Genomic DNA, 22,032 nt, shown 5'->3' with positions numbered 1-22,032 from the left:
TGTTGAGAATGACTTATTTTCGATCCGAACAGGGTGCCGCGCTCTGTTGGCGGCGCCCTTCCCGCCACTGAGCCAGCAACAGCAGCCCCACGCCGACACAGATGGCCGTATCGGCGATATTGAAAGCTGGCCAGTGGTACTGGTGCCAGTGAACATCGAGAAAATCGACCACTTCTCCATACCGCACGCGGTCGACAAGATTCCCGACCGCACCGCCGAGCACAAGACTGACCGCCCAACGTGCCAAAACCTGATCGCATCGGTACTGACGGTAAAACCACACCAGAAATATCACCGCGATCAGGGTAGTGGTAAGCAGGAAAGGCACCCGGAATCCGCTGTCGGCCAGCATGCCGAAAGCCGCCCCCTTGTTGCGCACATAAACCAGGTCAAAAAAACCCGGCACCAGCGGACGCGCCTCGTGCAGGTGAAAGTTTTGCACCACGAGCCATTTACTGAACTGGTCCAGCCCGGCGACCAGTGACGCGATCAACAGCAGCAGGCGATATCGGGTATGTTTCATTGGCGGCTGAGAACCTCGACGCAGCGCTGGCAAAGATTCGGATGTTCGGCGCTGTCGCCGACCGTGGTTGAATAATTCCAGCAACGCTCACATTTATCGCCCAGGGCTTTTTCCACCCGGATCCCGAGGCCGGGCAGGGATTCGCACTGCAGGCCGCCCTGCAGATCATCGAGCAGTTCGACCTGGGAGACGATGAACAAGGCCGCCAGGTGCTGTCGGTAGCTGTTGAGCAGTTCGTGCAATCCGCTGTCCGCACTGCTCAACAGCACGCGTGCATCGAGGGAATGGCCGACCACCTTGTCGTTGCGGGCCAGTTCCAGTGCCTTGGAAACCTCCGACCGGATGGCGAGCAAACGATCGTAGCGATCTTCCATGAGTTTGTCGCGCGAATTTCCGGAGAAGCGAACAAAATCGGCCAGATGCACACTTTCGGGGCGCGGCCCCGGCAAAAATCCCCAGATCTCCTCGGCGGTAAACGACAGTACCGGAGCGATCAGGCGCGTCACGCACTCCAGTATCCGGAACATGGCGGTCTGGGCGCTGCGCCGTTCAAGGCTTTCGGCGCCAGAGGCATACAGCCTGTCCTTGAGCACATCCAGATAAAAGGAACTCATCTCGACGCTGCAGAAATTGTGCACCGCGTGATAAATGATGTGGAATTCATAACTTTCATAGGCCTTCTCGACTTTCCCGGCCAGATCTTCCAGTTTGGCCAGGGCCCAACGGTCGAGTTCCAGCAACTGATCGTCGGAAACCATGTCGCGGGACGGGTCGAACCCTGCCAGATTACCGAGCATGTAGCGGGCGGTATTGCGGATGCGGCGGTAGGCATCGGAAAGCCGCTGCAGGATCTCATCGCTGATGCGGACATCATCGCGGTAATCCTGGGCCGCCACCCACAGGCGCAGAATTTCCGCGCCGTACTTCTTGATCACCTCCTCGGGCGCAACCACGTTGCCGACGGACTTGGACATCTTCTTGCCCTTGCCGTCGACGACGAACCCGTGCGTCAGCACCGCCTTGTACGGTGTGTGTTCGCGGGTGCCGACCGAGGCGAGCAGACTGGAATGAAACCATCCGCGATGCTGATCGCTGCCTTCCAGGTAAAGATCGGCAGGCCACTGCAGGTAATCACGGTTTTCCAGAACCGCGGCATGGGACACTCCGGAGTCGAACCAGACATCGAGGATATCGGTTTCCTTGATGAAATCGTCGTGGCCGCAGGATGCGCAGACCGTGCCGGCCGGCATCAGGTCACGGGCTTCCTTTTCGAACCACAGGTCGCTGCCGCCCTGCTCGAACAGATCGGCCACATGGTGCATCACCCTGCTGTCCTCGAGGGCCTCGCCACATTTCGCACAATAGAAAATTGTGATGGGGACCCCCCAGCTGCGCTGGCGGCTGATACACCAATCGGGGCGGTTTTCGACCATGTTGTAGATCCGGTCGCGCCCCCAGCGCGGGATCCAGGTCACGTCGTTGATGTGTTGCAGGGCCTTTGCACGCAGGCCATTGGCCTCCATGGAAATGAACCATTGCTCGGTGGCGCGGAAAATGATCGGCTTTTTGCAACGCCAGCAGTGGGGATAGCTGTGGCTGATATTGCTTTCCTGCAGCAACGCCCCGACCTCGCTCAGCTTGGCATTCACCGCGGCATTGGCCTCGCTGACCTTCATGCCGCCGAAAAATTCGACATTCTCGTAATAGCGCCCATAATCGTCCACCGGGTTGTAGACCTCCAGCCCGTAGGCGAGGCCGACCACGTAGTCGTCCTGACCGTGGCCTGGAGCGATGTGTACGCAACCGGTGCCGGCTTCAAGGGTAACATGATCCCCGAGAATAATCAGGGACGCACGGTCGTACAGGGGATGGCGGCAGGTTTTGCGTTCGAAAATCGCCGCGTTGAAGGTTCTAACCACCCGATACGCTTCCACGCCGATCTGCTGCATGACCGACGACACCAGATCTTCCGCCATCACCAGCAGCTCGCCGCCGGCTTCGACAATGGCATAAGACAGGGCCGGATTCAGACACACCGCCAAATTGGCGGGAATGGTCCAGGGCGTTGTGGTCCAGATGACAAAGGACAGCTCGCGACCGGCCAGCTCCGCCAGCTCCAACGGCAGTTCGTCGGCATAAGCAAATTTGACGTAGATGGAAGGCGACGTATGGTCGGCGTATTCCACTTCGGCTTCCGCCAGCGCCGTTACGCAGGACGAGCACCAGTGGATCGGCTTTTTACCTTTGAACAGCCCTCCCCTCTCCACAAAACGCGCCAATTCCCTGGCCGTGACCGCCTCGTAATGGTGAGTCATGGTCAGATAGGGGCGATTCCACTCACCCAGCACGCCCAGTCGTTCGAATTCCGCGCTTTGTATTTTCACCCAGGTATCGGCATAGGTGCGGCACTCTTTGCGGATCTCGGCCTTGCTCATCTCGCGCTTTTTGTTTCCCAGCTGTTTATCCACCATCAGTTCGATGGGCAGACCGTGACAGTCCCAACCAGGCACGTAAGGGGCATAATAGCCCTGCATGCGGCGGCTTTTGAGTACGATGTCCTTGAGAATCTTGTTCAGGGCGTGGCCGATATGGATGTGGCCGTTGGCATAGGGGGGGCCATCGTGCAGGGTGAAATTGGGCCGCTTGCGGCCGGCTTCCTCCATTTTTTCATAAAGCCCCATGCCCTGCCATTGCTCCAGAATTTCGGGTTCCCGCCTGGGCAGATTGCCGCGCATGGGGAACTCGGTTTCCGGCAGATTAAGGGTCTGTTTGTAGTCCATCGCACTCCTCCCGAGAGTCTGCTGGGTGGCAAAAAACAAGTCTGATAAATTAGCAAAACCCCCATATAAGTCAAGAGAAAAGGGGACTTTTGGAACGACAAAGGGCCGCCCACTGCGTTTCGGCACGCATTGGACGGCCCTTTGTCGCCTCCCCAGGAATGCTTGCGCCTTGCGATGCCGGCACAATGGCCAGAAGCCACCCGGCAACCACGAATCAGACGCGCAAAGCTGTACGACCGCCGGTCGGTACCGGGGTTACCCTCAAGGGAAAACCACAGCCCCGACCTGCAGCCTCAGCCATGATTCTGCGCCAGAGACAGAATGCTCTGACGCACCAGGTCGGAGATATTGGTACCGGCTTTTTTGGCCAGATTCTGCAGAACCTGCATTTCCCGATCGTTGACACGGCAGGAAATAATGTTCTTTTTCGGATTTTCCACGCTCTTACCCATTGTTGTGTCTCCTTTGCGAGTCCCTGACTTCATTGCAACAGCAAACAACCGCTATCCACGTGAAAGCACCCGAACAACGCTGGGTGCTGTATACAGCATTGCAAATGCTCTGCCAGCTTTCCATTTTTTGAAAAACCGGAATTGTTCTTGTGAATTCAGTCAGTTGCAATTTTCTTGCGAATTTATGGAGTCGCTGTTTAAAAATCGGAAGGTGATCCAAAAGAGGACAGAGAGACACGTACCGCAACAAATCGCCGCCCTCTCCCAGGCGGCAAACCCGATCTTTCATGTTTGCCGGAGGGAGGATGGCACTTCTTGCCGGTTATTAGTTGGTATCCATCCGGAAACTCCGGATGGATACACCCTGGTTTTCATATGGGAAACGAGCAATTTTTCGTTTTGGCAAGGAAATCAAGGGGTTGCGCGGAAGCGTACATCGGTACGCCGCACAAGCAAGCCTGCGGATTGACGCCGCCACGGCGGAAAAGGGCCGTTTCCGGATGAAAACTGCTGGAGAACCGATTCATTCTCCCGCCTCTTGATCCAGCAGCACCAGGGTTTGTATCCGATTCAGCAAAACCCCCTCCGGACGCAGCAGGCTGTCCAGTTCGTCGCCAGGACGCCACCCGGTAATCACTGTGCGCCCGACCGGATAGCGCCCCTCGACGCCACCGCGCTCACGGATTCTGAGCCCCCACAGGGTGTGCAGAAAGGCCGGCTGCCCGTTGAACTCCCCCACATACAACATGATGTGCCCAGGCATGTGAACCAGGGTCAGCCAGGGTACGGCACGAAGACGGATAACCGACGCCTTTTCCGTAGCCGTCAGAGAGGCAAGTTCAAGACGCACCCCCTGTCTGGCCTGGGCCGCCGAATTCCGGGGCAGGTAGAGGCCGAAGCAGGCAAACAGATCGCGCAGGGTCGCGGAGCAGTCCCGACTACCGAACTGGCCTCCCCAGTCGTAGGGGTTGCCGAGCAGGCGCTCGCCAAGATCGGCGATGCTGGCCGGGGTCAGGGACAAGGGGAAGACCGGACCGTCGACCTCCCGCAAACCGGCGGAGCGCAGTTCGGCACGTCCCCCTTCGCCGCGAACCGGCACCAGCACCTGTCCGGGTTGCGCCTGCGGCCACACACTGCCGAGGCTGGCGACCGCAAGCACCTCTCCGTACTCATCGCGCAGCGGCACCCCATCAGCTATCACCACGCGCCACGGAGCCGCCGCATACATATCGATGCAGGCTTCATCAACCGGCGCAACGTCGGGAGCGGGAATCCAGCCGAACATGGCCTCGGTTTCCACCAGCAGCCAGCAACCATCCGCCGAACGATGCCGAACCCGAACCGGGGTACCAGCGGGCAGGGAAGAATATTGCAGATAATCGAAGGGGAAGCCCTCGCCCGGCAGCGCCGGGTTGTAGAAGACAGGCTGTCGGGCAGGTACGCCCCGAAGGTTGGCGGCATGAACGGTTATGGCGGGATAGTCGGCGGACGGAAAAGCCTGCTCGTCACACAAGAACAGCCACTGCCGGCGCAGGGACATGGGCAGCGGCTCCCTGTTGCTGCCATAAACCGGGGCGTCGAGCAACCATTTGCCGATGGCAAAAAAATCCTTCCCTTGCCACTTGGACCATCCAGGTTGCCAGGGCGCCAGAAAACGACGTCGGAATCCGAGCTGCATCCGCTCCTGACGGTCTGTTGGCAGCAACGGCCGGTGTGCCGTATCCGCCTGCACGTAAGCCGAAAGATGTTGGGGAAAAAACAGCAGGTCACCCAGCCGACGCTCTTTGGCCACCGGGCTGCAAGCCGCAAGGAGCAGGGCTGCAATGCTCGCCGCCAGCATCCGGAGCCGCCAGCATATGATGCTCTCCCCAAACAGCCCGCGCATACTATTTACGACCGCCCCGCGGACAATAATCGCCGTCGAAGTTCGGCCCCGTTTCTGACCCCATGCAGAATCGTCGAACAACTGGTGCGGTTTTCGATCAACTCCTTGAGCCGGGCCGACAGAGATGTATCCCCAAGCAGAACAGCCCCGGCCAATGTGCTGTTGCGGAACACAAACAGAGCGTAATGTTCGTCGGCACTGTCTTCGAAAACCTGATAACTGCCATCGGCGGGATGAACATTGCCGATGCTGAACAGATCGACATCCAGAACCTTGAGAATATTGGACCGCGGCAAGCCGGGAAAACGGGAACTACCCCCCGCGGCATTGACGCCGGCAACCTTGCCCTGTTGCTGCGCCGGCAGCCAGGCACCGTAGAGCACGCCCTGATGTTCGGCCACGTCGCCGGCCGCGAAAATATCGTCAATGGAAGTCTGCATGCGATTGTCGACCAGAATGCCGTCATGAACCTCCAGATTTGCCTGCCTGGCCAGAGCATTGTTGCAACGAACCCCTGCGGCAAAAATCACCAGATCCGCGGGCAGGGTTTCCCCGGTCTCCAGAACAACCCCGGACACCTTGTTTTCGCCCGCGAGTTTTTGCAGCCGGACACCGCAGAGCAAACGGATGCCGAGCTTTTCGACATACGTGGCGAGCCGTTTTCCGGCGGCGGGATTCAGCTGCCGGGGCAACAACCAGTCAAAGCTTTCGATAACGGTCACCCTGGCACCCCGCCCGGCAAGGGCCGCCGCGGTTTCCAGGCCAAGCACGCCGCCGCCGATCACCACGCACCCCGCCCCGCGCCCGGCCTTTTCCAGAAGGGCACAGGCATCCCGGTAGGTGCGCAGCGTCATGACCCCGGCCTTGTCGATTCCAGCCACAGGCGGCACAAAGGAGTGCGCACCCAGGGTCAGAATCAGCCGATCGTAGGAAACGGTCTCGCCCGTGCCTAGCCGGATCGACCTGGCTGCAGCATTGATCGCCGTCACTTCAACAGAGGGTCTGAGTTCGATGCGCCGCTCTTCATACCAGCCGGCAGGGTGAAGACTCAGCTGTTCGGAAGTCAGCTCGCCGGCCAGGTAACGGGTCAGATTGATGCGGTAATAAGGCAGTTCCGGTTCCCGGCCAACAACAAGAATTCTGGCTGCGGGGTTGGTCTCACGAGCGGCGGCGGCTGCCGATATACCGGCGATGCCGGCTCCGACAATGACAATGGTTGCCCCCGAATCGGCCGTCTCCGGTTCGCCACCCTGCCCGTAAACAGCCTCGAACTGATCGGGTCCAGCGCCGCACACCGGGCAGGCTTCGGGCGGGGCGGCGCCTTCGTGGAGATAATCACATACCAGGCAGCGCCAGGCTCGCGCAGGAGAACCTGGTACCGCAACGGAAGAAACTTCCTCCGCCTCAAACAACTCCTGGCCCACACCACAAACCGGACAGCAAGCCGGCAGTTCGCCTCCCACATGAACATATCCGCAAACGGTACATCGCATCGATTCGCCAGCCATAAAGCGATTCCTCCTTATGAAAACACCCGACCACTACGGAGACAATAATTAAACGCGACTATAGCAGAAATTATCAGAAAGTGCAGACAGAGATTGGTTGTGCAAACCAATCCCCCATGAAAATTCGCTTATACCAAAAGACCTCACATGCAGCCAAAAAATTTTTAGTTGGAGGCGCCCAATTTCCTGAAACATGAACCGGATTTTATGAATGGTCTGCATAAAATCGGTGAAAATTTGAGAAAGATAACTAATGCGCGCGAAAAAACGCGTATTTTTTTGCACAGGCTAATTTTGCGGCCAAAAAACAACATGTTAAATGAAACGAGCATCATCTTTTTTCGCAATCCTGTGACAGGGATCATGAGTTTTTAGATAGTATATAAAAATATGGCATAACTCTAATCGTCATTAGATTGTTTCACTGCACGATCCGGTTCTTCTCACAAAGAGATCTGTTGCTGTGCCCACTCGGAAACGACGGATGGACACTGCATCAGCGGCGGGAAATGGATGGGATTTAAAAAGGGCGCTGCCCTTTACGGCCAGCGCCCTCGAAAGATGTCAACCGGTCATTCCGCAAGCATACCAGCGGATGGCAGAAAAACTTACAGCTTGCCCGCCTGACGGGCACGCTGCTCGGCCGCCAGCACGGTATTCTGCAGCAACATGGCGACCGTGGTCGGACCGACGCCGCCAAGGCGGGGGGTAATCCAGCCGGCGACATCGGCCACGGATTCGTCGACGTCGGGCAGCAGCTTACGCCCCTCCCAGCTGATGCCGCCGCTGATCACCACAGCGCCGGGCCGGATCATATCCGGTTGCACGATACCGGGGCTGCCGGCGGCGGCGATGACAATATCGGCACGGCGGGTATAAGCGCCAAGATCGCGAATCCCGGAATGAACCACCGTAACCGCGGCATTGGCGAAGGGCTGTTTGAGAGTCAGCAGCAGGGACAGAGGACGACCAAGGGTCGGACCGCGTCCGATAACCACTACTTCCCGGCCCTCGACGGGAATGTCATAATGCTTGAGCATGGCGCGGATGCCGGCCGGGGTGCAGGGTACCGGCCCGGGCTCCTGCAGAACCAGTCGGCCCAGATTGACCGGATGCAGGCCATCGGCATCCTTGTCCGGATCCATCAGCATCAAAGCCTGGTTGAAATCAAAACCTTTGGGCAGGGGATACTGAATGATATAGGCATCGACATGCGGACTGTCGTTAAAGTCCCGCACGGCGGTCAGCAGATCGGCCTGGGTTGCAGTAGCCGGTATCTCTATATGGAAAGAGGCGATGTCCACTTCCTTGCAGGTTTCGTGCTTTTTGTTGACATAGCTGATGCTGGGACCGTCTTCCCCGACCAGAATGGTGCCGAGTCCGGGTTGAATGCCTTTTTCCTTGAGGGCCACCACGCGCCGGGCCACATCTTCCAGCACCGCTGCAGCCACCACTTTGCCTTCGAGCAGATTTGCAGACATCAAAACTCCTTTTATAAAAAATATTGTCAGTCTTCCGTTGTCAATTGCTGGCACTCAGCACTCGAAAAACGCTCCATCATAAAATGTCACTCGACAATGTCAAGTCATTAAGCAGATGACCGCCCGCCACATTCAACTGACCACATTCTGCGGTTGTCCCGCAAGAAACGCTCGCACGTTGTCAACCACGATATCCATGAGCCGCTGCCGGGCTTCGCGGGTTGCCCAGGCAATATGCGGGGTGATAAAGGTATTCGGCGCGCAAAGCAGGGGATTTTCGACATCCGGAGGTTCGCAGGACAAAACATCGACGCCGAGCCCGCCGAGCCGGCCATCGGCCAGGGCCCGGCCCACGGCCGCTTCATCGAGCAGAGCGCCCCTTGCGGTGTTGATCAGCAGTGCCGAGGGTTTCACGAGGGACAGGCGGGAAGCATCGACCAGTGAACGGGTACGTTCGGTCAAGGGGCAATGCAGGCTGATCACGTCGCTGCGACGGAACACCTCATCCAGAGACACAAAGGTCACCTCACCGCGCTGCTCATGCTCGGCATAGTTGCCCGGGTGGGCTGTATGCACCAGCACCTGCATGCCGAAGGCCCGGCCGATGCAGGCGACCTGACGACCGATCTGCCCGAACCCGACCAGACCCAGAACCCGACCATCCAATTCGTGAAGAGGGCGATCCCAGAAACAAAAATCGGGGCTGCCGCTCCAGCGGCTTTCCTCCCGGACCATACGGCTGTGATGCCCGACCTGCTGTGTCATCTCAAGCAGCAGCGCAAAAACCATCTGTGCCACGGAACGGGTGCTGTACGCCGGCACATTGGTTACCACAACCCCATGTTTGCGGGCTGCGCGTATATCAACGATGTTGTAGCCGGTGGCCGTCACCCCCAGATATTGCAGATCCCCAAGTCGGGCAAACCGTGCCTCGTCAAACACAACCTTGTTGACAAGAACAATTTGCGCCCCCCTGGCGCGCGGTAACTCCTGCCCGGGCTCGCAGCGGTCATACACCGTCAATTCCCCCAGCGCGGCCAGGGCTTCCCAGCTCAGATCGCCGGGATTCAGAGCATGGCCATCAAGCACCACAATCCTCATCGTTCGCCTCCTTTATTCCCCATGTTGGCGTCCACCTGCTGCCTGACAAGCTTGCAGCCCAGCCTTCGGGCCTGCCGGCGAGCCCGATCAGGCAGGGGTTGATGTTCCTGCTGCGCGACTCCGCCAATAATCAGCAAACCGGCGCAGCGGGCGCCTAGCACCGTTGCCGCCGACTTCAGCACCCGCGGCGCCCCGCAGAACACCCGCGCCATGAATGCGGGCATGGCGCAGGACAGCAACAACACCGCCCGGCGCGGCCGGCGGGTGGTGCGCCGCCTGGGAACCCGCGCCCCCCATGGCCACCAGGCATAGCAGACCAGGCGCTCGACAAAGCGCTTGGTCAGGGCAGTGACACAGAAAAAATTGATTGGCGAGCCCAGCACGATAGCGTCAGCACCCTCCAGAGTGTCGAGCAGGGCGGCCATATCGTCCTTTATGACGCAAGCCCCCCGGCGATCGCCTGGTTGCTGGGTACATTCGCGACAGTTGGTGCAAAACGCAATATGCTTGTCCAGCAGGTAGATCTTGTTGACACGGGCGCCGCATTCCGCCGCCGCCGAAAGCACCTCATCCACCGCTGAATCGATGATGCCGCCTTTACGATAACTGCCGACCACACCAATAATCGTGCTGGAGCGCTGCATACCAACCTCCGGGGCTTGCAATCAGCAAAAGAGACCTTAGTTAGTGTCCGTCCGGAAACTCCGGATGGATACAGCGTAGTTTTCATATGGGAAACGAGCAATTTTTCGTTGTGGCAAGGAAATCAAGGGGTTGCGCGGAGGCGTACATCGGTACGCCGCACAAGCAAGCCTGCGGATTGACGCCGCCACGGCGGAAAAGGGCCGTTTCCGGATGAAAACTAGTTATGGCCGACAGCAACGCCAACTATGCCACGACCCGTTCATAACCAGAATATCGCGAGAACAATCTTATCCCTGGTAAGTCTGTGCCCGCAACCGGAGCTTGCGCGCCAGATTTTCAACGGCCATCATCAAGGACAGGGACAGTGCCGAATTTTTCCCGAAATCGGCCGGTACCAGGTTCGAGACCCTGCCATCCTCGATAAAACCCCAGGCCCGCCCCCACTTGGCTTTATTCGCCCGGTCGAAAACCCCGATGGCGTATCCGCCGCTACGGCGGATCAGGGAAAAACAGGGGATATCGGTGAGACCATCTCCAACCACGATCATCTGATCAAATGGAACGCGCAGCTGCTGGCTCCCGACCTTGCGATTGACGGCAAATGGCTGGCTGCGACACTCGGGGCCGGTAATGCCCTTGGCTATCTGGAAAAGAAAGCGGGTTTTGTCGGTAAAACTGACGATGTTTTTAGGATAGACGATGCCGCCCTCGTCATCATAATGAAAATCGCAACACCAGATGTCGTTGAAATGCCGGGCCAGCCGGGTGTGGCGCAGAATATCGCCGATGCCGCTGCTGATCAGGTAAAATTCGACCGCAACCCGCTCGTTGATGGACTCGGCATGACGACGCACCCGTTCGAAAATACGCGTGGCTCCGGAAAAAGGTTTGATGCGCTTGCCCCAGCGGATCAGATCGTCACGCCGGATGGGCGGCCCGTTATGTGACAAGGCTATCATTTCGTAAAGATACGCCGGCACGGGATCCCAGCCATCCTCGATGCGCGGCGACACCCGGTCCTGCCAGAAATGCGGCACATCCACCCCGCGACAGTCGAGGAAACTCGACGTGCTGTCCGGCGCCAGAGTATCATCAAAATCGAATATGACAGCTATGGTTTCCTGCATGCAATCCTCTCGCATCCTTTGGGGGAAGCCGTTCCGCGCACGACACCTTCGGCACGGCTTCCAGGGCCGCGATGCAAACCGTCCGGCAACGATAACATTCTATCATCCTTACCATAAATCAGCTGACAAAAACACTGCCGTTACCTTTTCCAGCCGACCAGAGCATCGCCTGCCGCCGTCGAGGACAGCATGACAGCCGAGAAGAATCGTTCGGGGCCAGACATCTCACCTATTTTAATCACCGGCAATCGATGCTATATTTTCACACGAAGTTCAGATCATAGAATAATGTTGTCGAAAAAACATTTTCCTCCAACTCTGGACCGGTCTCCACTTTTCCCGTGTAATACCCGCCCATCTGACTGTAGCCGCTGAGCGCCCGAGGCTCTGGTGCGGAACGGCCGGCAAGGGTGCCAGCCAGAGGACGGCCGCTCGGCCGGGAACCGACGGGCCGGTAAGCGGTTTAATTCTCCGAAGAGGATCGTGATGAAAATCCAGGGAAAAATCATCGCCATGGGGGTTGCCCTCGTGGTGTTGACCGCCGCAGCAATTGTCGGCATTACCCATTTTCAGGAAAAGCGCATCGGCCAGCGAGTAACCGGCATCATCGAAAACCAGGCACGCCAGGAAACCGCCAAGGTAGCTCGCAGCATTCACCTGATGTGCGAGGTCATGCGCGAATCGGTGACCGAAACGGTGCTCAACAACCTCAAGGTCGCCGACACCCTGCTGCATCGGGAAGGAGGCATTTCCTTCGCCCCCACGACGATCCGATGGGTCGCGGTAAACCAGTTCACCAAGGAAACCAGATCCCTTGTTCTGCCTAAAATGCTCATCGGCAACCGGTGGTTCGGGCAGAATCGCGATGCCGCCCACCCGACGCCCCTGATCGATGAAGTACATCAACTCGTTGGCGGCACCACCAGTGTCTTCCAGCGCATCAACGAAGATGGCGACATGCTGCGCATCGCCACCAACGTTATTCAAACCAACGGCATGCGGGCCATCGGCACCTATATCCCGGCCCTCAATCCCGATGGCACCCCCAACGAAGTTGTCAAGGCGGTGCTGCGCGGCGAAACCTTCCTGGGACGGGCCTTTGTGGTCAACGCGTGGTATATCACGGCCTATCAGCCAATCTGGGATAAAGGCCACAAAGAGGTGGTCGGAGTACTTTACCATGGCGCCAAGCAGGAGAATGTCGCCAGCTTGCGGCAGGGCATCAAAGCCATGCAGGTCGGACAGACCGGGGAAGTCTTTATCCTGGGAGGCAAGAACGAACATCGTGGGGTGGTGCAGATAAGTCGCCAGGGCAAGCTGGAAGGTACCAGCCTGCTGGATCTGCAGGACCACCGGGATGGCCGGTTCTTCATCCGCAGCCTGATCGACAAGGCCCTGGCCCTGCATACCGACAACGAATCGGATATCCCGGTGGCTTTCGAACAGTTTGCCTTCCGCGGAAAGGGCGAGAAAAACCCCCGCTTGCGCACCGCTGCAGTCGCCTATTTCGAGCCGTCGGACTGGATCATCCTCGCCGTGTTCAACGAAGACGACCTGCAGGCCGCACAGGACTCGGTCAAGGCCGGGCTGTTTTCCATCATCCGTTCGGCTACTGCTGTCGCTGCCATGGTGCTGGTGCTGGCGGTTGTCATTGGCCTGCTGATGGCGCGCAACATCAGCAGGCCGCTCAAGCAGACCCTTGACATGATTCTGAACCTGGAGGAAGGCAAACTTGACCAGAGGCTGAACATGACGCGGAGGGATGAAATCGGTGAGATCGCCGGCGCGGTCGATCACTTTGCCGACAATTTGCAAGAAGAAATCCATACCGCCTTTGACAGACTCGCCCAGGGCGACTTCACCTTTAAAGCCAAAGGCCTGATCGCCAAACCGCTGGCCCGGGCCAACGTTGCACTGAATGAACTGGTGCAGGAAATTCAGGACATAGCGGATCAGGTCGCCAACTGCGCGACCCACGTATCGGCAAGCCAGGAAGCACCGACCGCCGAATCGCCTCACACGACGGACAGCGAAACCCTGCAAGAGGAAATGGCGCATACCGTTGCGGAAATGAACGCCTCGGCTGAAGACATATCCAAAATCATCAAGCTCATCGACGAGATCACCTTTCAGACCAACCTGCTGACGCTCAATGCAGCCATGGGAGCGACACGCGGCGGTCAGCGGACCAAAGGTTTTGCTGTCGTCGCCGAGGAAGTGCGCAATCTCGCCGCACGCAGTGGGCGGGCGGCCAAGGAAACCGCCGACCTTCTCGAAAACACTGCGGATGGCAGCGGATCCGATTCCGAACTGGCCGATCACACTGCCCAGACCCTGCGCAAAATCGTTGCCGGCATCGGAAAAATCACCGATCTGGCTTCCGAAATTGCCGTGGCCAGCAGGGAACAATCCCTCGGCGTCAACCATGAACCGGAACCGGTAACCGAATCAGAAGATTTGCAAAAAGGGTCAGCCTCTGATCTGGAAAGCACCGTGCCCACCGAAACTCTCGCCCAACAGGCACAGCGGCTCAAGGAGTTGCTTTCCAACTTCAAGGTCATGCAGAAAAACAACCTGGCTGCCTGGACCGAACTGCAAACCCAGGCCATCGCACGCAAGGCCCAGAATCAATCGAAACGCCTGACCAATGGCAGGGAACCGACAAAGCCCGGATAGCACCCCCACCACAACCGATGCCGGTCATCAGCGCTGCATCCCGCCCCCCGGACGGTCCACCGCCCGGGGGAGCACCATCAATCCGCAGACAAGTACCAGGCCGGCAACCACAAACAGAACCTGCAGCCCCAGGTACTCGCCGATATAACCCAGCAGGATGGAACCGGCGAAATTGCCGCCGTCAAGGGCACCGGTATAGATGCCGGTGATCTTGCCGCGAATTTGCGACGGTTCGCCGCGCACCGCCAGAGAGTTGAGTGAGGGAAACAGCAGCCCGTGGCCACAACCGGTGACAGCCCCGAGCATGGCAAGGGTGAGACCGTGTTGAACAAGGGAGATGCCCGCCAGACCTGCTCCTGTAAGGACAAGGGCGTAAGGAATAACGCGCAGTTCGCCGACCCGGTCGGCCAGACGGCCTCCCGACAGCCGCACTGCCGCCGCAGCCAGGGAATAGGCGACAAAAAACCACGAAACATGAGCAATACCCCGCGCCGCCGCCAACGGCGCAACAAAATTACCGGCGCCGGCCTGCCCGACACCGAACATGACCGCAAGCAGCGCGACGGTCAATATCTTGGTGCGCTTCAATATGCCAAAAAAAGTCGCCTCGCCATCTGCCCGAAGGCTTTCGGCCAAAGGCTCGGCCAGCGGCAGGTGGGCGACCAGCCCGATACAGGCAAGCAGCGATGCAGCTCCGAACATGGCGGTAAAGCCGTAATGATTGAGAGCAAATTCAGCCAGGGCGGGGCCGACCGCCATGCCAATCAACCCGGAAATGCCGAACATGCCGATCCCCTCGTTGAGGCGTTCCGGAGGCACGATATCAGCCACATAGGTAAAGGCTGCGGTAAAACAGGTTGCCATGCCGATGCCGTGCAAAATGCGCAAGACCAGCAGGTAAGGATAAACCCCTGCAAGAGGACCGGACAGCAACATATAGCCGACCGGCAGAACAACCATCATTAAAGATCCGATGGTGAAACTGCGCCGTCGCCCGGCGCGATCGACCAGATTCGAAACCCAGGGACGGCACAGCGTTGCCGCGAGGCCGAACAGGCCCATGATAATGCCGATGTCGGCCTCCGACCCTCCGCGATCCTCGATAAACAGGGGGAAAAGAAAGAACACCCCGAAACCGGCGGCCGTGGAAAAGTTGGCCAACGACATGGCCCAGAAGGCGCGGCTGTATAATCGCGGAGCGGCATCCGTCATGTTGGCTCCTCGTGCTTTCCGCCGGGGCTGGTGGAACTTAAAAGGGTTGCATTCAGCCGACCTGCCCGATATTTTTGTAGTGTCCATCCGGAAACTCCGGATGGATAAAGCGTAGTTTTCATATGGGAAACGAGCCTTTTTTCGTTGTGGCAAGGGAATCGAGGGATTGCGCGAAGGCGTACATCGGTACACCGCATCACGCGCAGCATAGCAAAGTGCACAGCCTCCGGCTGCCCGAAGGGCGAGGGGCAGGGAAGGCCCGAGTCACAAGCGCAAGCCTGCGGATTGACGACGCCACGTCGGGAAAGAGCCGTTTCCCGATGATTATTTTGCAGCATCGATATTTCACCCGGAACCGTCAACATCGTAAAGGAGGAGACATGCAACAGATTAAACCCTGGCTGACTGTTTACGGCCTCAACCTGCTGGGAGCCCTGCTGATTCTGGCCGTCGGTCTTTGGCTGAGCAAATTACTGTCCAGGATCGTGCGCAAAATGATGACCAGCCGAAATGTCGACCCGACCCTGGTGTCCTTTATCAGCACCCTGGTTTACGTCGCGCTGGTCAGCTTCGTCGCTATTGCCGCGTTGAACCGTATCGGCGTCCAGACGACCTCTCTGATCGCGGTAATCGGGGCCGCCGGCCTGGCTGTCGGCCTGGCCCTGCAGAACTCGCTGTCCAATTTCGCCGCCGGCATCATGATGATCCTGCTGCGGCCCTTCCGGGCCGGAGATTTTATCGAAGGAGCCGGCGTCATGGGCACGGTGGAACTGGTGCATATTTTCAATACCCGCCTGCAGACCCCGGACAACCGGACCATTGTCATCCCCAATGCCAAACTGCTTAACGACAACATTATCAACTACACCGAGCGCGGCACAAGACGCATGGATCTTGTCATCGGCGTCAGCTACGATGACGATATCCACAAAGTCAAACAGATCCTGCAGGATATCATCACCGAGGACAGCCGGTTCCTCAAGGAACCGCAGCCTGTCGTGGCGCTGAATGAATTCGCCGACAGCAGCCTGAACTTTGTCATGCGTCCGTGGATCGGCACTGCCGATTACTGGCCGGCCTACTTCGATACCATGGAAAAGATCAAGCTGCGCTTTGACGAAAACGGCATTTCCATCCCCTTTCCGCAGCAGGATGTACATCTTGTCCAATCCGCTGCATCGACGGAAAATGCCGCCTGAAAATCCGGTCGGACCACCCATCGCCCATGCCCTGGAAAGCCTGGCTTTTCAGGGCATGGCTTTTTTTGTAGAACGGGTCGGCACAGCCTTCCAGGGATCCGCGGGCCAGGGATGCTTCGGGTAGCGCCCCGCCAGTTCCCGCTTGACCTCGGGGTAGCCCTCCTCCCAGAAACTGCGCAGATCCTGGGTAACGGCAACCGGTCGTCGCGCCGGGGACAAGAGCTGCAATTGTACCGCCAGACGCCCGCCCGCCACGCACGGCGTTTCTGCCAGACCGAATAATTCCTGCAATTTGACCGCCAGCACCGGCGGGCCTTCCGATCGGTACTCCAGGGCCACCCGATGGCCGCTCGGGACCGCCAACTGGGTCGGAGCCTCCTTTTCGAGCGCTTGCTGCAGGCGCCAATCGAGGCGGGCCAGCAGAACCGTCGAAAGATTCAGTCGGGAAACATCCTCCAGACAGCGCATCCCGTCCAGCCAGGGAGCGAGCCAATCGTCCAGTTCGGCAAGCAGGGCCCCTTCGGACCAGTCCGGCCAGGGCAACTCTGGAAAAATCCGCGCCAGGGTCATCACCCGCCAGCGTAATTGGACAGCGGCGGGACTCCAGGGAAGCGCCGCCAGACCAAGCTGACGCAGGCCGTCAAGCAGCGCGGCCGACACCTGCGCAGGGTCGGCCTGAGCAGGACGTTCGTCAAGCAGTAACGCACCGAATCCATATTCTTTACGAGCCACCACCTTGTTCTGCCCGGCATCCCAGAAAACCCGCTGCCTCCAGACCAGGTGTCCCGCGCATTCCGTTTCAAGGCGGGAGCGCGTAACGGTACTGGCCAGGCGGATCATGGCGTCTGCGCCACGCCCTCCCCCCACATCGACCGCCACGATGAATTCCGCATCCCCCACCCCGCTGCGCGGAGACAGGCAGCCGCCCTGCCCGTTGACCATCAGATAGCGTCGGCAATCGGCCGGACGACGCCGCGCCACACGATCCGGATAAGCCGCCAGCAACAGGATCGCCAGCGTATCACTGTCGCCCTGCAGCGCATCGCAGTCTGTCCGCAGGCGCTGCCGCCAGGCCCTGGCGGTGCGATCCACAACGCGACAGGTTGCCTTATCGACGCCGTTTTCCAGGGGTTGACCGGCGCGAAAAGCGTACAGCGCATCCAGCCGGGGCTGCAGATCGCTGTCCACGACCTGCGCGGCGGGTGACAGCCCCTTCAGCAAATCCCGCTCTTCGAGAAGAGCCGCAAGATCACAGGCCAGAGGCAGGCTGGCGATTTCCATACCGCGCAACAGTAGCGCGGCGATGCGGGGATGGGCAGGAAGCCTCGCCATGGCTTCGCCTCTGGCGGTCAGGCGATGTTTTTTGTCAAGTGCGCCAAGCAGCCTCAGCAAATCCCTGGCATTGCCCAGCGCCCCGGCCGGCGGTGCATCCAGCCAGCACAGACTGGCGGCCTGCGTCACACCCCAGCAGGCCAGCTCCAATGCCAGCGGCGCCAGATCGGCCGTGCGAATTTCCGCAGGCATGAACGGCAGCATGGCCCCTTGCGTCGCTTCGCTCCAGAGACGGTAACACCGCCCCGGCCCCAGACGGCCGGCGCGTCCGGCGCGCTGATCGGCATTGGCGGCGGCGATACGCACAGTGGTCAGGCGTGGCAGACCGGATCCTGCATGGAACCGGGCCTGCCGCATGAAGCCACTGTCGACAACCCCCCGCACACCTTCGATGGTCAGGCTTGTCTCGGCAATGTTGGTTGCCAGCACCACTTTGCGCTGCCTTCCCGGCAGCAACGCTCTTTCCTGTTCGGCAAAGGGCAATTCGCCGTACAGAGGCAGGACCAGCAATTCGCCAGCAGCCGGCTCCTTCCGGAGTATTTCCTGGCAGCGGCGAATTTCGCCGGCCCCCGGCAGAAACACCAGGATGTCGCCTTCGATTTCCCCCAAGGCCCGCCGCACCGCCCGCGCCACTACCTCCGGCAGAGGCCCTGCGGGGTCCCTGGGCATGTAACAGATTTCGACCGGATGGCAACGCCCGGGGCATCGCAGCACCGGCGCGTTGCCCAGTAGACGGGAAACCGGATCGACATCAAGGGTCGCCGACATGATCAGCAGCTTCAGATCGTCACGCAGCCCCAATTGCGCATCCCGACACAGGGCCAGCGCCAGATCGGCATGCAGATTCCGTTCGTGAAATTCGTCAAAGATCACCAGCCCTACGCCATCCAGCGTCGGATCGGACTGCAACCGACGGGTAAGAATACCTTCGGTAACAACTTCGATGCGCGTGGCGGCCGAAACACGCCGGTCGAAGCGAATGGCATAGCCGACCGTGTTGCCAACCGCTTCGCCCAGGCACGCCGCCATATAACGGGCGGCGTTGCTGGCGGCCAGGCGCCGGGGTTCCAGCATGAGAATCCGCTTGTTTTGCAGCCAGGGCTCATCCAGCAGCGCCAGAGGCACGCGGGTGGTTTTTCCGGCCCCCGGTTCGGCCTGCAGAACCACTGCGGGCGCTTTTTGAAGGGCCTTTCGCAATTCATCGACAACACTGTCGATAGGCAATAAACGACGATTTGCATTCATAGCAGATGAGGATTATGCGCAATGAACAGGTGAAACAACGGTTTTACACAAGGCGGGCTTTTCTGCCGAAAAGAAACCGGAAAGGCTGCTGCCGGTCTGTTGTCGCAATTGCCGGTCATCATGCCAGACGAATAATTTCGACCAGCAATTCGGTCACCCTTACCATGTCGGCTACATGCACCGATTCGGCGACGGTATGCACATCGGTCATACCGGTGCCGATAATGACCGTCTCGATGCCATGTGCGTTGAAGATATTGGCATCGCTGCCCCCACCGCCATCGCACAACGCCACCACGCGATCCAGCTGTCTGGCCGCCCTTTCCACAAGTTGTAGAATGTCCGCATCCGGCGACACCGCCATACAGGGATAATCGCTCACGATCTGCGTCTCGACAGACACGGAAACCTGCTCCCCGCCGATACTGCGCGCGGACGCCTGTGCCGCATCCCGCAAGCATGCCAGCATATGCTCCGTCTGGGTCTGAAGTTTGGCGGGGTCGTGGCTGCGCGCCTCGCCTTCGAGAACAACTTGCCGTGGAATGATATTAGTCGCCGACCCACCCTGGATGGTGCCGATATTGGCGGTGGTTTCATAATCGATGCGCCCCAGGCGCATCGCCGCAATCCCTGTGGCGGCGGCAACAATCGCCGACACTCCCTTTTCCGGATCAATGCCGGCATGGGATTCGCGCCCGGTGATAACAAAACGCATTTTGTTGGCAGCCGGAGCGGTGTTGATGACCCTGTCGGTCCCGGAAGTGTCGAGAGCCAGTCCGCGCCGCGAGACGACCTTGGAGTAGTCAAGATGCTTGGCGCCGAGCAACCCTTTTTCCTCACACACGGTTACAACGACCTCGATGATGCCATGAGGGACGCCCTGCTCCTTCACGATTTCCAGAGCCTCGACGATCTCGGCCAGACCGGCCTTGTCGTCCGCACCGAGAACAGTATCGCCGGCGCTTCGGAAAATGCCGTCGACCAATACCGGGCGCACCCCGTCGGCCGGCACCACCGTATCCATGTGCGCCGACAGCAGCAATGGTTCACAATCCTTGCCGCTGGCCGGCAACCTGGCGATAATATTGCCGCTCTCACTGCCGATGGCGCTTCCGGCATCGTCCATGACAACCGACATTCCCAGGCTGCGAAAGCGTTCGACCAGATACCTGGAAATCTCCCCTTCCCGAAAAGACGGACTGGCAATGCCGGCCTGCCGCGCAAATTCCTTTTTCAAACGTTCCACATTCACCATGACCATGTCCCTGCCTTCGATGGAGTCAGCAACCGCGCAGGCCGGACAGGAAACTCTCCCGGCAGCCTGCAAATCGCCCGTTTACATAAATAGACCATTGGCCAAATTTTGGCAACGGCCTTGCACTTCTTCCTGCTTGCTGTCGAATTTCTGGACAACGATGTGCAGAACCTGTTAGCATGCCATGTGATTCTGGCCGGGCCATGGATGCACTGCATCGGCGGCCCCTCCACCATCCCGAGCAAAACAAAACCAAAGAGAGTGACATGTTGCATGATATTCAACCACCACGACGTTTCCCGAAACTGAAAACCAACCGTTTCACAACTAAAAAAGCGCTCCTGTGGGGGGGGTCGTTGCCGGCCTTCTCGGCGGCCTCTGGTTCGGCGCAACCGGTTCTAACCGGCAGACCAGCAACGGGGAGCAGGCTGCCAGGACCGCGAACGAGCAGACTCGGGTCATTGCGCAAAAAACCGTCAAGGGCGTCATCCAGCCCGGGGACACCATCACGTCGCTGCTTGCCGACATCTTCACTCCGCAGCAGATTCACATACTCAACCAGGCAACCAAGCCGGTTTTTCCCTTGTCCCGACTGACCGCCGGACAATCCTACGCGCTGCGCCTTGCCGACGGCAAATTCATAAGTTTCACTTACGATATCGACCGCGAGGATCAGCTTGTGGTTTGCCGGGAGGGCGGCAGTTTCGTAGCCCGGAAGATACCCATCGAATACGAGGTTATCACCGACCTGGTCACCGGCGTCATCGACTCGAGCCTTTTCGGATCGATCGTTCAAAGCGGCGAGAATGAGGTTCTCGCCATATCCCTGGCCGACATCTTTGCCTGGGACATCGACTTCATCCGCGACATCCAGCCAGGCGACGCGTTTGAGGCTCTGGTGGAAAAACGCTTCCGCGAAGGCACTCCGGCCGGCTACGGCCGCATTCTCGCGGCCCGGTTCACCAATCAGGGGCAACCCTACAGCGCCTACCTTTTCAAGGACGGAAATCAACCGGCGGCCTATTACGACGAAAACGGGCGCAGCCTGCGCAAAGCCTTTTTGAAGGCACCGCTGTCGTTCTCCCGCATCTCCTCAGGATTCAACATGCGTCGGCGGCACCCGATCACCAAAAAAGTACGCCCCCACCCGGCCATCGACTATGCGGCGCCGACCGGCACCCCCATAAAAACCGTGGGAGACGGCACGGTAACCTTTGCCGCCTTCAAACGCTACAACGGCAATTGTGTCAAGGTTCGCCACCCTGGCGGATGGGAGACCATGTACAACCATATGAGCCGCTTCGGCCGCGGCATCAAAAGAGGGGTAAAAGTCAGGCAGGGACAAGTGATCGGCTATGTCGGCACGACCGGCCTTTCCACCGGTCCGCACCTTGACTTCCGCATGTATAAAAACGGCGTGGCGCTGAATCCGCTCAAGATCAAAACACCGCCATCGGCACCGGTATCGGCTCAGCACCTGCCGGACTTCAAACGGACCGTCGCACAGTTGACCGCCCGCCTGGAAGGCAGTCAGCCGGTACAAACCGCTGCGCTGGTCGGTAATCACCACTCCGGCCTCGAAGCAGATTTGCTGCGTACCAATTAAAGCCT

At 59.0% G+C, this 22,032-nt stretch carries 15 protein-coding genes; 3 read left to right on the top strand and 12 right to left on the bottom strand.

All coding sequences use genetic code 11. The features are described from left to right. Nucleotides 1-13 precede the first annotated feature (13 nt). From lspA to A6070_RS02900, 9 genes are all read right to left on the bottom strand, one after another. Complete coding sequence (gene lspA, locus A6070_RS02945; protein WP_072286986.1) at nt 14-523, bottom strand: signal peptidase II; 510 nt, start codon at nt 521-523, stop codon at nt 14-16. Next, a complete protein-coding gene (gene ileS / locus A6070_RS02940) occupies nt 520-3,303 on the bottom strand; it encodes an isoleucine--tRNA ligase (protein WP_072286985.1) in 2,784 nt (927 codons plus the stop codon). Before ileS ends, lspA begins: the two co-directional genes overlap by 4 nt. Nucleotides 3,304-3,596: 293 nt before the next feature. Then, a complete protein-coding gene (locus A6070_RS02935) occupies nt 3,597-3,755 on the bottom strand; it encodes a plasmid mobilization protein (protein WP_072286984.1) in 159 nt (52 codons plus the stop codon). A 523-nt stretch (nt 3,756-4,278) separates the two neighbouring features. Further along, nucleotides 4,279-5,595: an SH3 domain-containing C40 family peptidase gene (locus A6070_RS02930; protein ID WP_158514012.1), complete on the bottom strand. Its 1,317-nt coding sequence runs from the start codon at nt 5,593-5,595 to the stop codon at nt 4,279-4,281. A gap of 50 nt (nt 5,596-5,645) precedes the next feature. Next, nucleotides 5,646-7,148: an FAD-dependent oxidoreductase gene (locus A6070_RS02925; protein ID WP_072286982.1), complete on the bottom strand. Its 1,503-nt coding sequence runs from the start codon at nt 7,146-7,148 to the stop codon at nt 5,646-5,648. Between the two features lie 608 nt (nt 7,149-7,756). Further along, the gene (locus tag A6070_RS02915; protein WP_083558677.1) at nt 7,757-8,629 is read right to left on the bottom strand and encodes a bifunctional 5,10-methylenetetrahydrofolate dehydrogenase/5,10-methenyltetrahydrofolate cyclohydrolase; all 873 of its coding nucleotides are present in this window, start codon (nt 8,627-8,629) and stop codon (nt 7,757-7,759) included. Nucleotides 8,630-8,761: 132 nt separating this feature from the next. Beyond that, the gene (locus A6070_RS02910; protein WP_072286979.1) at nt 8,762-9,730 is read right to left on the bottom strand and encodes a D-2-hydroxyacid dehydrogenase; all 969 of its coding nucleotides are present in this window, start codon (nt 9,728-9,730) and stop codon (nt 8,762-8,764) included. Next, a complete protein-coding gene (locus A6070_RS02905) occupies nt 9,727-10,374 on the bottom strand; it encodes a flavodoxin family protein (protein ID WP_072286978.1) in 648 nt (215 codons plus the stop codon). The genes A6070_RS02910 and A6070_RS02905 overlap by 4 nt, the downstream gene beginning before the upstream one ends. 288 nt (nt 10,375-10,662) lie before the next feature. Further along, nucleotides 10,663-11,502, bottom strand: coding sequence for an HAD family hydrolase (locus A6070_RS02900; RefSeq protein WP_072286977.1), 840 nt, complete (start codon nt 11,500-11,502; stop codon nt 10,663-10,665). 486 nt (nt 11,503-11,988) lie between these two features. Between A6070_RS02900 and A6070_RS02895 the strand changes: the two genes are divergently transcribed. Beyond that, nucleotides 11,989-14,178: a methyl-accepting chemotaxis protein gene (locus A6070_RS02895; protein ID WP_072286976.1), complete on the top strand. Its 2,190-nt coding sequence runs from the start codon at nt 11,989-11,991 to the stop codon at nt 14,176-14,178. A gap of 27 nt (nt 14,179-14,205) precedes the next feature. Here A6070_RS02895 and A6070_RS02890 read toward each other — a convergent pair whose 3' ends face one another. Continuing rightward, entirely contained in the window at nt 14,206-15,390 is a 1,185-nt protein-coding gene (locus tag A6070_RS02890) for an MFS transporter (protein WP_072286975.1), read from the bottom strand. Between the two features lie 380 nt (nt 15,391-15,770). Here A6070_RS02890 and A6070_RS02885 point away from each other — a divergent pair, with 380 nt between their 5' ends. Further along, on the top strand, nt 15,771-16,589 hold the full coding sequence (locus tag A6070_RS02885) for a mechanosensitive ion channel family protein (RefSeq protein WP_145926408.1): 819 nt from the start codon (nt 15,771-15,773) through the stop codon (nt 16,587-16,589). 48 nt (nt 16,590-16,637) lie between these two features. Here A6070_RS02885 and hrpB read toward each other — a convergent pair whose 3' ends face one another. Together hrpB and A6070_RS02875 are read right to left on the bottom strand one after the other, a co-directional pair. Beyond that, nucleotides 16,638-19,145: an ATP-dependent helicase HrpB gene (hrpB, locus tag A6070_RS02880; RefSeq protein WP_330220598.1), complete on the bottom strand. Its 2,508-nt coding sequence runs from the start codon at nt 19,143-19,145 to the stop codon at nt 16,638-16,640. A 139-nt stretch (nt 19,146-19,284) separates the two neighbouring features. Beyond that, the gene (locus A6070_RS02875) at nt 19,285-20,427 is read right to left on the bottom strand and encodes a M20/M25/M40 family metallo-hydrolase (protein ID WP_235605399.1); all 1,143 of its coding nucleotides are present in this window, start codon (nt 20,425-20,427) and stop codon (nt 19,285-19,287) included. Nucleotides 20,428-20,764: 337 nt separating this feature from the next. On the opposite strand from A6070_RS02875, the gene A6070_RS02870 reads away from it, so the two are divergent. Further along, nucleotides 20,765-22,027, top strand: coding sequence for a M23 family metallopeptidase (locus A6070_RS02870; protein ID WP_072501948.1), 1,263 nt, complete (start codon nt 20,765-20,767; stop codon nt 22,025-22,027). Nucleotides 22,028-22,032 lie beyond the last annotated feature (5 nt).

The organism is Syntrophotalea acetylenica, assembly GCF_001888165.1.
GTDB lineage: Bacteria > Desulfobacterota > Desulfuromonadia > Desulfuromonadales > Syntrophotaleaceae > Syntrophotalea > Syntrophotalea acetylenica.
Note: the sequence above shows the minus strand (reverse complement) of the source record. Positions and strands in the feature narration are given on the sequence as shown.

Bases quoted from the DNA above. Each gene is read 5' to 3' on its own strand.
- lspA (WP_072286986.1), bottom strand. From the start codon at position 523: ATGAAACATACCCGATATCGCCTGCTGCTGTTGATCGCGTCACTGGTC.
- A6070_RS02930 (WP_158514012.1), bottom strand. From the start codon at position 5,595: ATGCTGGCGGCGAGCATTGCAGCCCTGCTCCTTGCGGCTTGCAGCCCG.
- A6070_RS02875 (WP_235605399.1), bottom strand. From the start codon at position 20,427: ATGGTCATGGTGAATGTGGAACGTTTGAAAAAGGAATTTGCGCGGCAG.
- A6070_RS02885 (WP_145926408.1), top strand. From the start codon at position 15,771: ATGCAACAGATTAAACCCTGGCTGACTGTTTACGGCCTCAACCTGCTG.
- ileS (WP_072286985.1), bottom strand. From the start codon at position 3,303: ATGGACTACAAACAGACCCTTAATCTGCCGGAAACCGAGTTCCCCATG.
- A6070_RS02935 (WP_072286984.1), bottom strand. From the start codon at position 3,755: ATGGGTAAGAGCGTGGAAAATCCGAAAAAGAACATTATTTCCTGCCGT.
- A6070_RS02895 (WP_072286976.1), top strand. From the start codon at position 11,989: ATGAAAATCCAGGGAAAAATCATCGCCATGGGGGTTGCCCTCGTGGTG.
- A6070_RS02910 (WP_072286979.1), bottom strand. From the start codon at position 9,730: ATGAGGATTGTGGTGCTTGATGGCCATGCTCTGAATCCCGGCGATCTG.
- A6070_RS02900 (WP_072286977.1), bottom strand. From the start codon at position 11,502: ATGCAGGAAACCATAGCTGTCATATTCGATTTTGATGATACTCTGGCG.
- A6070_RS02925 (WP_072286982.1), bottom strand. From the start codon at position 7,148: ATGGCTGGCGAATCGATGCGATGTACCGTTTGCGGATATGTTCATGTG.
- A6070_RS02915 (WP_083558677.1), bottom strand. From the start codon at position 8,629: ATGTCTGCAAATCTGCTCGAAGGCAAAGTGGTGGCTGCAGCGGTGCTG.
- A6070_RS02905 (WP_072286978.1), bottom strand. From the start codon at position 10,374: ATGCAGCGCTCCAGCACGATTATTGGTGTGGTCGGCAGTTATCGTAAA.
- A6070_RS02890 (WP_072286975.1), bottom strand. From the start codon at position 15,390: ATGACGGATGCCGCTCCGCGATTATACAGCCGCGCCTTCTGGGCCATG.